The sequence below is a fragment of the Methanobrevibacter sp. genome (assembly GCF_036307625.1).
Classification (GTDB): domain Archaea; phylum Methanobacteriota; class Methanobacteria; order Methanobacteriales; family Methanobacteriaceae; genus Methanocatella.
On the sequence record NZ_JAXJXF010000032.1, the window covers coordinates 57229 to 71117 of the forward strand.

The window sequence follows — 13889 nt, forward strand, 5'->3', positions numbered from 1 at the left end:
AGCAAGTTATCTATCAGCGTGTAAAACTAATAAATTTATAAAGAGAATTAAAATTTCATAAAGTTAAATAAAGAAAGTGTAGCGACAACTGCCTCTTCAGTTCTAACAGTTTCAGTTCCTTGATTTGGAATGGTATTCACTTTTAATAAATCCCAATTTCCTCCAGAAACATCTTCTTGAATTGAAGAATAAGGGCCACCAAATAAAATAGCAATACTATTACATTCATCTACTTTATGTTTTAATTCATCAAAAATAGAATCAATATAATCTCCATACCTTGTAGTTTCCACAACAAGATTAGGTTTAATTAATTTTAAGCTATTTTTAAGACTCTTATTAGAGGAGATAACATTATATCCCCAGTAAACGTCATCTGGTTTATCAGGTGTGACTATTACTTCTTTCTTAGCAATTTTAGTAATCTTAAAGTCAAAAATTTTTTTAACAGAAAGTTGCTCTTTACAGAATGCAAGATCATCCATACCTATATCCACAAAAGTTCCTTTCTTATTTCTTTTAACAGTGAAACCTTGTCTATAATCACCCACGTCTGGTTGACTATTAACAGGATGATGTGGGGTTCTAAGTGGTGGAAGAATACCAACATGCTTTAGTTCTGCTTTTATAGGAAATGCTTTTTTCCTCAAATATTGAGGAGTATTCATATAACTCAAAACTTCAGCAATGAATTTTCCATCATCTTTCCCATCTTCATTTTTAACATTGTCATCATTATAAATAACAACGTTGTCTGCTTGAAAAATCGCTAAAGCTCTACCCAATATTCCTACCTTATAAGTACGAATCTTGAGGTCTTTAGACTCAGAAAGAAATGAGTTTGGAATAAATATAGATAGCTCATCTTTATACATTACTTTAAATTATATAATTCAAAGTATATAAAGATTACCCTACATTTATATAGCTATCACTAAATAGACTTACACATTTACAAAAATATTATATCAATTATAATATCCGTAGCTTCTTTTTATGCTACCAACTTTTTTATACTCAGAGAATATATTAATATAAAATATATACTATTCACTATATAAAGGTATTGTTTTTTTGATGTGAAATTAGAAAAAATTAGAAAATTAAAAAAATTTAAAAGATATTATAATCTTGCTCTTAATACAATTACTTCGATATCTTGATTTTCTTTGCTATGAAAGTCATAAATTTTAGGAATTGGAAAATTATATCTAAAAATATGAGTTACTTCCAAATTATTATCACCATAATATCCTAATAAGAATTCTTCCGTAGATGCCATGTGAAATGAATATAATACATCGGGTTTTAATTCAATAGCTTTTTCTATAAATTTCAAATCCTGACCCCTCTCCACTTTCCTTTGTGATCCAAAAGGAGGATTCTGAAATATAGTATTTACATTACAACCCGGATCAAAATCAGCAATATCACTTTGTATAAACCTTAAATTATCCACATTTAATTTATCTGAAACTTCCCTCGCTAAATTAATAGAATCATCATCAATATCCACACCAACAGCGAAATTTGCACCCATCAATGCTGAAGCGATTGTAAAAATTCCAGTTCCACATCCCAAATCAAAAACATTTTTTGAATCAATGTCTCCAAATGAAAAAGCGTTCCAAATTAAATCAGAAGCAATAATTGAAGGAGTCGTATATTGTTCAAGATTCACTTTCGGCTTAGGGTGAGATGGAATATTTTGAAGTCTCATTTCTAAATGTTTTTTACGAGTAATTTTTTTCATCTAATCAACATATTTAATTATAATATTTAATATAATTATATTATTAATAAAAAAAAATTACTTTGAGGTTTCATATGTTTGAAAAAGTATTAATTGCAAATAGAGGAGAAATCGCAATAAGAGTTATGCGTGCTTGTCGTGAACTGGATATTGAAAGTGTAGCCATATACTCCGATGCAGATGCAACCTCCCTTTATACAAACTATGCTGATGAAAGTTATCCATTAGGTAACCCATCACCAGCAAAATCCTATTTAAATATTGAAAAAATTATAAACATCGCATTGGAATCAGGTGCTGATGCAATACACCCAGGTTATGGATTTTTAGCTGAAAATTCAAAATTTGGTGAAGAATGTGAAAAAAATGGAATTAAACTTATAGGACCAAGTGGAGAAGTAATTAACCAAATGGGAGATAAAATTACATCAAAAGCTTTAATGAAAAAAGCAGGAGTCCCAGTTATTGAAGGAACTCCCGAAGGAGTTACTGACATTGAAGAAGCAAAAGAAATTGCTGCTCAAATCGGTTATCCTGTAATCGTAAAAGCTTCAGCAGGAGGAGGTGGAATTGGTATGCGTGCAGTTTATGAAGAAGATGAACTCGTGCGTGCAATCGAATCCACACAATCCGTTGCATCCACAAATTTTGGTGATTCAACCGTATTTATTGAAAAATACCTTGAAAAACCACGTCATATTGAATTCCAACTTTTAGCTGATGAACACGGTAATGCCATCCACGTAGCTGATAGGGAATGTTCCATTCAAAGAAGACATCAAAAACTTCTTGAAGAAGCACCTTCTCCAATCATGACCGAAGAATTGAGAGAAGAAATGGGTGGAAGTGCAGTAAAAGCAGCAGAATACATTGGATATACCAGTGCAGGTACTGTTGAATTCTTATATGATGATGGAAACTACTATTTCCTTGAAATGAACACACGTATTCAAGTAGAACACCCAATTACCGAACTTGTAACCAACACTGATTTAATCAAAGAACAAATCAGGATAGCTGCCGGTGAAGAGTTGAGTTATTCACAAAACGACATACAAGTTACAGGCCATGCAATTGAATGCCGTATTAATGCAGAAGACCCACTTAATGACTTCGCCCCAAATCCTGGAAAAATTACCGGTTACAGGTCTCCGGGAGGACCAGGTGTTCGTTTAGACAGTGGGGTATATATGAATTATACCATTCCTACATTTTATGATTCTATGATTTCTAAATTAATCACATATGGAAGAAACAGAAATGATGCAATTAACAGAATGAAAAGAGCTTTAAGCGAATATATCATTTTAGGTGTTAAAACCACAATTCCATTCCATAAAGCTATTTTAAGAAATCCTAATTTTATTTCTGGAGATTTGAACACTCATTTTATTGACCAACACAAAAAAGGTATTGATCAAGAAATGGAAAATGTGATTATTGAAGATACAGAAATTGTAAACAAATTAAAATCTACATTTATGCCTAGTAAAAAAATAGCAGCCATCTCTGCTGCTGTTGGATCTTACCAGAATGCAGTTAAAAGTCAAAAAATGCAAAAAAAATAAATTTGGAGATTAGCAAATGCAAAACGAAATTGTCAACTTATTGAAAAAAGAAAAAAAGTTTTCTGATGAAACAATAAATGAAATTAAAGAAGTTAATTTAAACGATTTTGCAGAGGTTGTTAAAGAAATTGGAAAACAAGACACTGACTACATCAAATCCTCTGAAATTTTAAAGGACTTGAATACTAAGTATGTCGGTAAAAATTTATATGTATTCAAAGAGGTCAGCTCAACAAATACTCTTGCTAAATTCTTATCAATGAATGATGTTGAAAATGGAACCGTAATTATCTCCGAAAAACAAACACAAGCTAAAGGCAGATCAGGAAAACAATGGGCATCACCATTAGGAGGAGTATGGATGTCAATCATATTAAACCCTAATGTAGACCATTCCAAATTACCATTAATAACATTAGCTACAGGAGTAGCTGTTGCAAAGACTCTTGAATCAATTGGTGTTGAAAATCCTGAAATTAAATGGCCAAATGACATAATGATAAATGGTAAAAAAGTCTGTGGAATATTGACTGAAGCAGTTGCCAAATTTAATACCATTGAAAATGTTATTATCGGCGTAGGTATTGATGCTAATTTAGATGTTGAGCAATTCCCAGAAGAATTACGGGAAGGAACAACAACACTCAAAAAAGAGCTTGGAAGAGACGGCAATGAAAACTTATTAATAAAAACCTTTTTAGAAGAATTTGAAAAAATAAGTGAACAATTCAGCCATGAAGGATATGAAGATATCTTAAAAGAATGGAGAAAACGTTCTTACTCAATTGGAAAAATTGTAGAAGTTAGAGAGCCGTTCAACACTTATTACGATGCATATGTTTTAGGCCTCAGCAAAGAAGGAGCTCTTGTTGTTGAAAAAATTGATGGAACCTTAGAAAAAGTAATATCTGGAGAATGTATAATTAAAAATTAAATACAATCTCCCTGCATTCATCTTCATTTGAAACTACACCCAGTAGTTTTTTAAATGAAGATTCTATTTTTTTATTTAAGTCATTTAAATCTAATCTGAAAGCATCAGATGTAGATAAATCGAATCTTATTGTTGCAGATGCTCCAGGCATTGAAACCGGAGGAATTGTAATAATTCCACAGTCCCTCAATAAGATAAAAGAAAAAACGAAAGCCAAATCATTATCAGACAAGTTATGTTCCACATTGATTTCCTTGGCTAAATCATTAGGAGATATCATTACCCCCGTAGGTGTCTTTTGGAAATTATTGAAATTTTTATTTAATAGTTCAAAAAGTTGTTCTTTATGCTCAAAGCTATTAATTAGATTATCCTCATTGAAGTTTTTAATACCATTCACCATAGCAAGAACTGCAGGAGGCTGTGCTTCAAGACCAAATTGATTAACTTTAACTTTGATTTCATCAATTAAATCTTCACGACCTGCCATCAATCCTCCTCTTGGACCTGGCATTAATTTGTCAGTACTGGTAATTGCAATATCTGCTCCCAAATCACAAGCTCTCGGTTGATTGAAAATAACTGTCCTCAATCTTGCACCAGATGCATCATCCACCATTACAGGAATATTCCTCTCATGAGCCATTTCAATTACTTTTCTAAACTCATTTTCATCAATGACCTTATGGTCCATAGTTGAGCCAGTTATGACAACCAAGGAAGTATTTTCAGGTATTGAAAATTCATTAAAATTATCGGTTTCAGAATAATTAGCCCCAACTAGTTTGCAGCTTCTTGGAATAGATGGATGAGCGGGCAATTCCGCAAGATAATGAACTACATTAGAATTTTTGTTTACAAGTGTTAAAATAGTTGCAAGAATTCCTGAAGAAGTCCTATTTAAAGGAATTACCTTTTGACCACCCATATGTTCAATTCCAACTTCTTGAAGAGCATCTTCAAAAATAGCCGGACCAACATATGTTTCCAACAAACTAAGTTCAGAAGGACTTGCAATAAATCCACCAGATAAACCAGTTAAATCAAATAAAGAAGATCTACCCTTATTTTCAACCATATTTCTTATAATTGAAAGAGCATTATCTCTTTTTTTTATTTCATCCAAAGAATTATTGACAATCATCTAATCAGAGTCATCTAATTGTAATTTATAATCATCAAAGAATTCAATAATTGATTTTAATTGTTTTTCAGTGATATCTACAGAAGTATATTCTTCATTCTCAGGAATTTGATAATAATATTCAGCAAATAAAACTTTACCTTCAGGACTTGTAAAGATAGTTATACCATCTGTAAGTTTATCAGGATTTTTATTTTGGAATTCAATTTCAAAAGAAGTACCAAATTTTTGGGAAAACTTTTCTTTTTCTTCAGGTTCCCTATTACATTTTCTAATTTTAGTCATTCTTGATTTCAACTTTTTTTCTGCTTGTTCATTAATATCCGCCATTACAATCACCTTTTTATATTTATCTCCTTACTAATTTAAACTAAATTAAAATATAGTATACATTAAATAATATATAAGTATTCCTTATTAAATTAAAAAATTAGTCATATAAACTATTGCCTTCACTATCCATTGCAACAATAAGTGGTCCGAAATTTTTAACCTTCAAATTCCACATGGCTTCAGGCATTCCTAAATCAAGCCAGTCAACACTTTCAATTTTTTCAACAGCATCAACATATAAAGCGGCACATCCTCCAGTGGCTACAACATACAATGCATTATTTCTAATTAATGCTTCTCTAACAGTATCATCCATACCACCTTTGCCTATGATGATTTTTGGACCCATATCAAGAACATCACTTTGATAAGGATTCATTCTCATAGAAGTTGTAGGGCCAATGGCCACCATTTTGTATTCCCCATCATCTTCTGTGATAATTGGGCCTGCATGAAAAAGAACTGCACCATCAATATCCAATGGAGCCCCCCTTTCTAATAGTCGTTTATGTGCTTGATCTCGGGCAGTTAGTATATTACCTGTCAAATATACTACATCACCCGCTTTTAACTCATTTAAATTTTCATCTTTTATTGGAACATTTAACTTTCTTTCCATTTCTACACCCTTACAAGTAAAATATGTATTAAAAATACAAATCTATGAATATATAAAATTTTAGCTTTAATATAATTAATGGTTAGGTGTACTTAATAGAAAAAAATTATCTCAAGTAGGATTATCTACACTTTCCAACATGAAAAACTATAGATAACTACATGACAAGTCAAGCAAATATCTATGAAAGCATTTTAAAATATTATTTTTCAATTGATTATTAATGACTGTCAGGATTCACTCACGACACTATCCAAATACTATTACACCAAAAAAAGATAAAATAAAAAAATAAATAACATAAATGATAAATAATATTCTAAAAAGCGTATTGCTTTTTGAATTTTTATATTTTTCACTTGAAAAAGTGAACATGAAAAAATTTGGAGGAAAAACTATGGAGCCAATTAAAATATCTGGAATATTATCCATAATTTTAGGATTAATTTTTATAATTTTCCCGGTTTTTAGTTCTGGAGTAGTGTCTATCATTATTGGAATAAGTTTATTCTTCTTTGGTATAACATTAATACTTGCAGGATTTACAGCAAGCAATATCATTATTGGAATTCTGGCCATTATATTTGGGTTGCTGTTCACATTTAACATTGATGCAGTGTCATTCCTTTTAGGATTCCAATTCTATATAATTGGTATCATACTGCTTTTAGCAGGTATTATTGGTCTGATTTCAGACACACAAATATCAAAAATTGCTTCAGTATTGATAATAATTATGGGTATAATATCATTTGCTCTTGGAGGATTTTCAATCGGCAACCCGCTTTACGCCGCAATTCTTATAGGCGTATGTTTAATCATCCAAGGAATAGGTATGCTTCTAGACTAGAAATTTAATAAGCAATCTTTTGATTGCTTCTATTTTTATTTTTTAAGACTTTTGCATTGAATTTTTTTATTTATTAAATTTCTTATTTTTCTATAACCGAGAGTTTAAACTTCCCCAAAATTAATTTAACTAATCCAATAATATTTTCAAAAAAAAAGAAATGTATAGCTTAAAATATTAAGCTATATCAGAATATAATAATCCAACAGCTCTTTGAGCAAAGAATGCTAAGTAAGGACTTACAATCAATGAAAGAATTGACAATATTGGTATAATGGCGAATATAGCTGATAAAATCACCTCAACAACACCAATAACCACAATAACTAATATAACTAAAATTATTACCTTACCCACACCAATTCTTGATATGTCTTTTGCCGCTTCAAAAACATTTAAAGCTTCACTTAAACTACCAGTATTTGCTAATCTTGCTTGAGCCATAGTTTGAAGGAATGAGAAAATTACAAATGCAATTATAGCAACAAAAATAGTGATAGATAAAGAAATCGCCAAATTAGTCAATGCCTGAGATAGTGCATTAAGTGCAATATCACTAGAAGCCCCCATATAAACACCAGTGGTCTGTAAATAAATTTCTTCACAAACTATCACAAAATTGCCAACAATATCTGTAGCATATCCTACAACCACAGTAATAAACGCAGGAATTACAAAGTAAACAATAGTGACAATAAAATTATTGAAACCTGTGATAAAATTTTCCCACCATTCAAACTGAGGAACTTCATCAGACTGTTCAATTCCAGATTTAATAACACTTACTAAATAACCATACAATACCCATCCAATTAACATTGAAATAATAACGGCCATACCACCCCACATGAAAAATTCAGGGACAATAAATCCTAATATATATGCAAATGTTCCCCCTAAAGAAAATAGCCCTGCCACCACTGACAATATAACATAAATTAAAAGTATTTTCATATCTTTTGAGGGGAATACAAAAGCATCCTTAATTATTTCCATTACTTCCATAGTAACACCTTTTAATATATTTTATTAAATACTCGATAAAAGAGCATTAATAATTTATTTTATAAGTAATATTTATAATTTGTTTAAAATGAATGCACAATATTTTAAAATACTCATTTTTTCATTTAAATTAATATATCATGAAATACAATCTTTAATTAACATTTAGATATGTATTCATTGAAATAGTTATTACTATAAAATCAGTCAACAATGCTTCTAAAAAAAATAACTTAGTTTTCACTAAAAAATAATGAAGGTGTAGTCATGGATAATAAAAAACTAAGCATAATTGCTATAATCATTTTAATCATTATTGCGAGCGTTATTCTAGTAATAATAACCTGGGTAAATTATGAGAGAATTGATATAACACCAAATGGAACAACCATAGAAGTTCCAGCCAATCAAACCAAATATGACGGCAATATCCAGCATGCCAAAATATGGAATTGGAACAACGGAATATTGGTTACATACAATAGTAACGAGGATAAAAATATCATTAAAGTATCTGAATTAGGTTTTAATACCCTAAATAACGTGATAAAAAATGGAGAAAAGCAAGACATAGATGGTTTTACATGTTATGTGATAAATGCTGATCAATTATTAGAAATCCACATATTTGACATTATTAAAGTAAATTATAACGGAAAATTTTATTGCATTCCATTATCTAATGAAACTACCCACGACAATATCATAATCTGTTGCAACGACAAGAATATGGCCGTTCACATAGCAAAATCAGTAGAGTACAAAAATGTTTTTCCTGACAAAACCGATACCCTTTCCACCGTAAAAAACATGACAGGAGATTTGCAGTCAAAAGTAAACAACTATACAAACAATACCAATTTAAGTGAAATCAAATCGACCGTAGAAGAAAAAACTGGAATTAATTTAGATGATGCTCAAAGAACAATAGAACAATACACTGGAAAATTGCCCATTTAATTCCATATAAACTGATTGAAGATTTTTAAAGATAAATAACGGAACACTGATTACAATGGAAATCATTAATGAAAAACAAACCCCAAAAAGAAGTTTGAGAAGAAGTTTAATCGTATTTATTGGAAATGTTCTAGGAATATACCTGATAAGTTTTTTAGGATTAGGAGTTAAAGGTAATGAGTTAGATAACATAGCACTTTTAGTAATAGTTATCAGTTTAATTAATTCACTGCTATGGCCCATTTTAACAAGAATTGCGATGCCATTTTTAGTTTTAACCTTTGGTTTTGGAACATTGATATTAAACGGACTCCTACTTCAGCTTTTCGCACCAGACTTTGGAATAGAAATTAATGGTCCGGCAATTATTCTTGCCCCATTAGCTATGGCTGCGGTTACAACTGTATTGTCATCAATAATAACAATTGATGATGACAGTTCATATTACCGGTCTGTTTTAAGAGATGCGGAAAAGAAAAGAAAAAATGAAATTAAAGATTATCCTGGAGTGATAATTATTGAAATCGATGGACTTGCCTACCAGGTGTTATGTGAAGCCGTCGAAAGAGGAGACATGCCCAATATTAAAAAAATGATTGAAAGTGACGATTACAAGCTTAGAAGGTGGGAAACTGACCTATCTTCCCAAACAGGTGCAAGTCAAGCGGGAATCCTTCATGGAAATAATGAAGGAATCGTTGCATTCAGATGGATAGAAAAGAGCAATGGTAATCAAATGATGCAATGTTCCGGAATCACTAAAGTACCTGAATTGGAACAGAGAATTTCAGATGGGAATGGATTGCTCGTAGATAATGGAGCAAGCAGGTCAAATTTATTCTCAGGAGATACGGATAATGTAATATTTACATTCAGTAAGATAATGGACTTTGGAAAACTATACAATAAGGCATGGTACTCAGTATTCTCCAATCCCAGCAATTTTGCACGTATAGTTGCACTCTTTCTTGCAGACATAATACGTGAAATCTGGTCACAAATCACACATTCGGTAAAAAACGTTAGACCAAGAATAAAACGTGGAATAATATATATTCCCACAAGAGCCGCTACAAATGTATTTATGAGAGAAATCAATACCTCAACATTAATTGGTGACATGATGATTGGGGATATTGATGTTGCATACTCAACATACTTAGGTTATGATGAAATAGCCCACCACTCTGGAGTTAGGGACAGTGATGCATGGATTGCTTTAAAATCAATGGACAAGCAAATCAAACATTTAACTGATGCAAATAAATATTGTCCTCGAAATTATCAATTTGTCATCCAATCAGATCACGGTCAAACAAATGGTGCCACATTTACCCAAAGATATGGTAAAACATTTGAAGATTTTGTCAAATCATTACTTCCTGAAGACATGACCATGTTTGCAAAAATGACCTCAAATGATGACCACTTTGCAGGAGATTATACTCCATTTTCAAGAAAAAATAAAAAAATTAAAAAAGAAAAAGAAGAACAACAGGAATTAAGTGACTCTGAAGTCATCGTATTGGCTTCAGGTAATCTTGCAATGATTTATTTGACCCAATGGAGCCAAAGATTAACATACGAGGAACTCAATAGCTATTTCCCTGAACTGATACCTGGCATCATAAACAATGAATATATCGGTTTTATTTTAGTTAAATCCCAGGAACACGGTGATTTGGCTATTGGAAAAAATGGAACTTACTATCTGGACAGTGGAGAAATTGAAGGAGAAAACCCTCTTGAAGGATTTGGAGACAATATTGTTAGACATTTAAAAAGAACCAGTTCATTTGAACATACCCCAGATATTCTGGTTAACAGTTTTTATGATGAGGAAGCGGATGAAGTATGTGCTTTTGAGGAATTGGTTGGAAGTCACGGCGGAGCCGGTGGAGACCAATCCAAACCATTCATACTGTACCCTTCAAGTTGGAAGGTTAGCGATGATGAAATCATTGGTGCGGAAAACATCTATAAAATAATAAAAGAGAATTTAGCGGAATTAAAAAAATAATATAATATCACAGTATAAAAAAAAATGATATGGAACTAAGGGTAATCCATATCTTATTTATTATTTTTAATTAATGATTCTAATTCGTCCAAACGTTTATTTAATTCATTTTCACGTTTTTTATAATGTCTTGATAAAATTGCAACCGTCAATGTTGCAGTACCAACACCAGATATTGTGTATCCTCCCCAAACTAAAATTATTGCAGTTAATTTACCAATATCCGTGTTTCCAAGTATTGCATAACCATTACTTGTAAATGCATTTGAAACCATAACCAATGAACTTAAAGGATCAACATTTTCTGCAAAGCATGTAACAATAAAACTAACAAATATGATGGAGAACAATAATATAATAGTAATCCCAAGACTATTTGTCTCCGTATAATTCCTGAACTTGCCATAATATACTTTAATTAAATAAGCATAAACAAGAACATGTATTGCATAAATCGGCAGCAATACAATAGCTTCATTAAAAACAATGAGTGCTATAGATTCATAAGGTATTAACAGGAAAAATAATATTTTATTCTTCCAAGAACTATAATCTAAAGTAAAAGCAATATATAATGATACGAGCAGTTGCACAACAGCAACTCCCACAAAATCATTTCCAGGAACTACAATAATGTATAAAATGAAAACAAAGAAAATTAACATCATTACCAAGTAAAAAACTTGTCTTAATGTTTGAACTTCTTCTTCAGGAAAATATTCAAGAGGATTGAAAAGCCTACTTTTACTGTCCTTTAATTTTTTATAAATAAATTTTCCCACTAAAAATATCACACAAAAAATTAAAATTGCAATAGCAAAATCATACACAATACTAAAAATTTCCATATATTATAATTTAGTGGTTCACATATTTAATTTTAATTTCCCTAAACTACCTCCAAACAACCAGACATACTGCTTGAACTACTTAAAATTATGGAAGTCTGACATCCACATAGATAAATCATATAATCACTAGCATATGACCAACAATACTGACAGGAATGACAAATAATTTTGCCAATTAAGAACCAATATTAATTTTAAACAAATAACATTTCATTATAATCGATAGATTCAAAAAAAAGCATCAAACAATAGATGGAAATATATATGATTTAAATAATTAAGAGCAAAATGAGAAAAAAATTAAAACAAGCAATGTTTGTCAAATCAAAAAATGATTAGAAACATTGCTATAGAATTGTTTCAAGTAGATATACTGTATCTAGCTAATTTTAATTTTTACAGTTTTAGTTACTTTTTTATAGAGAGAATTACCTTTATATGTTATAACAGATTTAAAAGTACCTTTTTTAGTTAATTTAGTAATTTTAAAGGTTGCTTTACCATTTTTATTAGTTACAGCAGTATAGGTTTTACCGTTCACTTTAATAGTAACTTTAACTTTGTTCATAGCTTTATTTTTATGATTTTTCAAGACTATTGAGTATTTTTTGTTTTTCTTGTTCTTTTTGGTATTCTTGATTGTTTTTGATTTAGCAGTTATTTTTGGAGTTCCTTTAGCAACTACTACTTTAGCAGTTTTAAGTGAATTTTGATAAGCCAAATCGCCTGCAAATGTAATTGTTGCAACATATGTTTTTGGTTTTAAATTGTTAGGAACTGTAATTGACACTTTACCATTAGAGTTAGTAACACCAGTATATTTTTTATCATTAAGTACCACATAAACTGTTTTATCACTTACCGGATTAGCAACATAATCTCTTAATGTAATAACCAATTTTTTGCTGTTTGCATAAACAACACTCAAATCATCAGCATAAATTACAGTTGGAGATTTAATTCCTAATATTGCCTTTCCAAAATCTTCAATTTTATTTACAATATCAGTAATATTAATGATTTTAGTAATATTTAAATCTTGGATATATTTAGTGATAATATTGATGAGATTAGTGAAGTTAAATAACTTAGTAAAGTTCAAATTATCTAAAAATCCAGTAATATTTAACTTATCAAATAACGCAGTAAAGTTCAAATTATTTAAAAATCCAGTAATATTTAACTTATTAAATAATGCAGTAAAGTTCAAATTATCGAAAAGTTCAGTAATATTCCAATTATTAAATAACTCAGTAAAGTTCAAATTATCTAAAAATGCAGTAACATTCAAACCACTTAAAAACTCAGTGAAATTGAAATTATCTAAATAATTAGTAATATTTGAAAGTCCAGTAACATTCAAACCACTTAAAAACTCAGTGAAATTGAAATTATCTAAAAATCCAGTAATATTCAAACCACCCAATAACTCAGTGAAGTTGAAATTATCTAAAAATGTAGTAATATTCCAATTATTAAATAACTCAGTAAAGTTCAATTTATTAAAAAGATCTGTAAAATTAAAACCATTTACTAAGTCAGTGAAGTTGAAATTATCTAAAAATGTAGTAATATTCCAATTTTTAAATAACTCAGTGAAGTTCAAATCATTTAAAAAGTCAGTAATATTCCAATTTTTAAATAACTCAGTGAAGTTCAAATCATTTAAAAAGTCAGTAATATTAAAATCATCAAATATGCTAGTAAAATTCAAACCAGAAAAGAAACTAGAAGCATTAAAATTGAACATATCAGTAAAATTCAAACCAGAAAAGAAACTAGAAGCATTAAAATTGAACATATCAGTAAAATTCAAACCAGAAAAGAAACTAGAAGCATTAAAATTGAACAT

Annotated in this window: 12 protein-coding genes and 1 pseudogene; 5 read left to right on the top strand and 8 right to left on the bottom strand. The window is 30.1% G+C overall.

Going from position 1 to position 13889, the window contains the following annotated elements; translation table 11 throughout:
- Positions 1-47: 47 nt before the first annotated feature.
- Positions 48-875 (bottom strand): putative RNA uridine N3 methyltransferase, encoded by an 828-nt coding sequence (locus tag UIB65_RS02235; protein ID WP_330039505.1) that lies wholly within the window; start codon positions 873-875, stop codon positions 48-50.
- A 248-nt stretch (positions 876-1123) separates the two neighbouring features.
- Positions 1124-1753, bottom strand: a complete 630-nt coding sequence (locus UIB65_RS02240; RefSeq protein WP_330039506.1) for an METTL5 family protein — start codon at positions 1751-1753, stop codon at positions 1124-1126.
- A 74-nt stretch (positions 1754-1827) separates the two neighbouring features.
- Here UIB65_RS02240 and UIB65_RS02245 point away from each other — a divergent pair, with 74 nt between their 5' ends.
- Both UIB65_RS02245 and UIB65_RS02250 read left to right on the top strand, forming a co-directional pair.
- On the top strand, positions 1828-3321 hold the full coding sequence (locus UIB65_RS02245; RefSeq protein ID WP_330039507.1) for an acetyl-CoA carboxylase biotin carboxylase subunit: 1494 nt from the start codon (positions 1828-1830) through the stop codon (positions 3319-3321).
- A 16-nt stretch (positions 3322-3337) separates the two neighbouring features.
- A complete protein-coding gene (locus UIB65_RS02250; protein WP_330039508.1) occupies positions 3338-4255 on the top strand; it encodes a biotin--[acetyl-CoA-carboxylase] ligase in 918 nt (305 codons plus the stop codon).
- On the opposite strand, the gene UIB65_RS02255 is transcribed toward UIB65_RS02250, so the two are convergent.
- The 3 genes from UIB65_RS02255 to UIB65_RS02265 all read right to left on the bottom strand — a co-directional run bounded on the left by UIB65_RS02255 (position 4245) and on the right by UIB65_RS02265 (position 6351).
- Positions 4245-5399: a TIGR03576 family pyridoxal phosphate-dependent enzyme gene (locus UIB65_RS02255; protein ID WP_330039509.1), complete on the bottom strand. Its 1155-nt coding sequence runs from the start codon at positions 5397-5399 to the stop codon at positions 4245-4247. The genes UIB65_RS02250 and UIB65_RS02255 overlap by 11 nt on opposite strands.
- Positions 5400-5729 carry a hypothetical protein gene (locus UIB65_RS02260; RefSeq protein WP_330039510.1) on the bottom strand — a complete coding sequence of 110 codons (330 nt, stop codon included), beginning with the start codon at positions 5727-5729 and terminating at the stop codon, positions 5400-5402.
- Between the two features lie 100 nt (positions 5730-5829).
- Positions 5830-6351, bottom strand: coding sequence for a FumA C-terminus/TtdB family hydratase beta subunit (locus UIB65_RS02265; RefSeq protein WP_330039511.1), 522 nt, complete (start codon positions 6349-6351; stop codon positions 5830-5832).
- A 397-nt stretch (positions 6352-6748) separates the two neighbouring features.
- Here UIB65_RS02265 and UIB65_RS02270 point away from each other — a divergent pair, with 397 nt between their 5' ends.
- Positions 6749-7201 (top strand): DUF308 domain-containing protein, encoded by a 453-nt coding sequence (locus UIB65_RS02270; protein ID WP_330039512.1) that lies wholly within the window; start codon positions 6749-6751, stop codon positions 7199-7201.
- Between the two features lie 177 nt (positions 7202-7378).
- Here UIB65_RS02270 and UIB65_RS02275 read toward each other — a convergent pair whose 3' ends face one another.
- A complete protein-coding gene (locus UIB65_RS02275) occupies positions 7379-8206 on the bottom strand; it encodes a DUF4013 domain-containing protein (protein WP_330039513.1) in 828 nt (275 codons plus the stop codon).
- Between the two features lie 267 nt (positions 8207-8473).
- Between UIB65_RS02275 and UIB65_RS02280 the strand changes: the two genes are divergently transcribed.
- Positions 8474-9166: a hypothetical protein gene (locus UIB65_RS02280; RefSeq protein WP_330039514.1), complete on the top strand. Its 693-nt coding sequence runs from the start codon at positions 8474-8476 to the stop codon at positions 9164-9166.
- Between the two features lie 55 nt (positions 9167-9221).
- Entirely contained in the window at positions 9222-11186 is a 1965-nt protein-coding gene (locus UIB65_RS02285) for a phage holin family protein (protein ID WP_330039515.1), read from the top strand.
- A 53-nt stretch (positions 11187-11239) separates the two neighbouring features.
- On the opposite strand, the gene UIB65_RS02290 is transcribed toward UIB65_RS02285, so the two are convergent.
- Positions 11240-11968, bottom strand: a complete 729-nt coding sequence (locus tag UIB65_RS02290) for a hypothetical protein (RefSeq protein WP_330039516.1) — start codon at positions 11966-11968, stop codon at positions 11240-11242.
- Positions 11969-12416: 448 nt separating this feature from the next.
- Positions 12417-13889, bottom strand: a pseudogene (locus UIB65_RS02295) (hypothetical protein); the annotation flags it as partial.

Bases quoted from the DNA above. Each gene is read 5' to 3' on its own strand.
- UIB65_RS02235 (WP_330039505.1), bottom strand. From the start codon at position 875: ATGTATAAAGATGAGCTATCTATATTTATTCCAAACTCATTTCTTTCT.
- UIB65_RS02240 (WP_330039506.1), bottom strand. From the start codon at position 1,753: ATGAAAAAAATTACTCGTAAAAAACATTTAGAAATGAGACTTCAAAAT.
- UIB65_RS02245 (WP_330039507.1), top strand. From the start codon at position 1,828: ATGTTTGAAAAAGTATTAATTGCAAATAGAGGAGAAATCGCAATAAGA.
- UIB65_RS02250 (WP_330039508.1), top strand. From the start codon at position 3,338: ATGCAAAACGAAATTGTCAACTTATTGAAAAAAGAAAAAAAGTTTTCT.
- UIB65_RS02255 (WP_330039509.1), bottom strand. From the start codon at position 5,399: ATGATTGTCAATAATTCTTTGGATGAAATAAAAAAAAGAGATAATGCT.
- UIB65_RS02260 (WP_330039510.1), bottom strand. From the start codon at position 5,729: ATGGCGGATATTAATGAACAAGCAGAAAAAAAGTTGAAATCAAGAATG.
- UIB65_RS02265 (WP_330039511.1), bottom strand. From the start codon at position 6,351: ATGGAAAGAAAGTTAAATGTTCCAATAAAAGATGAAAATTTAAATGAG.
- UIB65_RS02270 (WP_330039512.1), top strand. From the start codon at position 6,749: ATGGAGCCAATTAAAATATCTGGAATATTATCCATAATTTTAGGATTA.
- UIB65_RS02275 (WP_330039513.1), bottom strand. From the start codon at position 8,206: ATGGAAGTAATGGAAATAATTAAGGATGCTTTTGTATTCCCCTCAAAA.
- UIB65_RS02280 (WP_330039514.1), top strand. From the start codon at position 8,474: ATGGATAATAAAAAACTAAGCATAATTGCTATAATCATTTTAATCATT.
- UIB65_RS02285 (WP_330039515.1), top strand. From the start codon at position 9,222: ATGGAAATCATTAATGAAAAACAAACCCCAAAAAGAAGTTTGAGAAGA.